The organism is Burkholderia sp. AU4i (assembly GCF_000466765.1).
GTDB classification, from domain to species: domain Bacteria; phylum Pseudomonadota; class Gammaproteobacteria; order Burkholderiales; family Burkholderiaceae; genus Burkholderia; species Burkholderia cepacia.
The window spans coordinates 1-1,193 of record NZ_ASSI01000415.1; the positions used below are offsets into that span (position 1 = coordinate 1).

General features: G+C 69.3%; 1 pseudogene. It reads right to left on the bottom strand.

Going from position 1 to position 1,193, the window contains the following annotated elements:
- Positions 1 to 1,193: pseudogene (locus tag L810_RS43145) on the bottom strand (cache domain-containing protein); the annotation flags it as partial.

Consider the following 1,193-nt stretch of genomic DNA (forward strand, 5'->3'; position numbering starts at 1 on the left):
TCCGAGAAACTGCGCAGCGCCGCGAGCGGCTGGTTCAGTTCGTGCGTGATGCCGGCCGCCATCTGGCCAAGCGCGGCGAGCTTGCTCGCCTGGATCAGTTCGTCGTGCGCGGCGCGCAGTTCCTGTTCCGCGCGGATCCGGTCGCCGACCTCCTTCTGCAGTTGCTCGTTCGCTTCCGACAGGTCGGCCGTGCGCTCTTCGACGCGCCGGTTCAACTCCGCGTACGCCTGCTGCAGCAGCGCGCGGCCGCGAATCATTTCGCGCACGCGCGCGCGGCGCATCCGCCAGTAGAACGCGAGCAGCGCGACCGACACGAAGCCGAAGCCCGTGACGATCGTCGCGTTGCGCGCATCGGCATCGACGGGCGCGATCGGCGCCAGCGTGACGAGCAGCCAGTCGGGCTCGCCGATCCGGCGCTTGCTCGCGAGGTAGCGCGGGGCGCGCAGGCCCGCGCCGAGACGCACGATTTCCGCATCGGGGCCCAGCACCTGCTCGATGCGCAGCGGCAATGGCGTGACGGGCTGCTGCGCGTACTGGCGCGTCTCGTAGATCGACGCGGCGACGGACCCCGTCAGCGGCCGCAGCGTGTGGTACTTCCAGGCGGGCACCGACGACAGGAACACGACGCCGTGGTCGTCCGCGACGACGAGCGGCTCGGACGCATCGGCGCCCTGGAACCATTCGAGGTTGAGCTTCACGACGACAACGCCCGCGATCCTGCCGTCGCGCCACACGGGCTGCGAGATGTAGTAGCCGGGATCGCGCGAGATCGTGCCGATCCCGAAGAAGCGGCCGACCTGGCCGTTCATCGCATCGAGGAAATACGGGCGGAAGCGGTATTCGATCCCGACGAAGCTGTCGGGCGCGCGCCAGTTGCTGGCGGCGACACACAGGCCGTCCGCGCCGATCACGTAGGTGACGGTCGCGTGCGCGTGTTCGTTGAGGTCTTCGAGATAGCGGTTGACGCGTGCGGTGTAGTCGGTGCGCTTCGGCTCGGCGAGCAGGTCCTGCACGTACGGATGGCTGCCGAGCAGATAAGGCAGCGATTCGTAGCGGTCGAGCGTGCTCTTGAGCGCGTTGGTGGTGCGGTCGACGCGCACCGCGGCGTTGCGCTGCAACTCTGCGACGCCGCGCCGCCAGGTGATCGTCCACGTCAGCGTGCACGCCGCGGCGAGCGCGGCGGCAAGCACGAC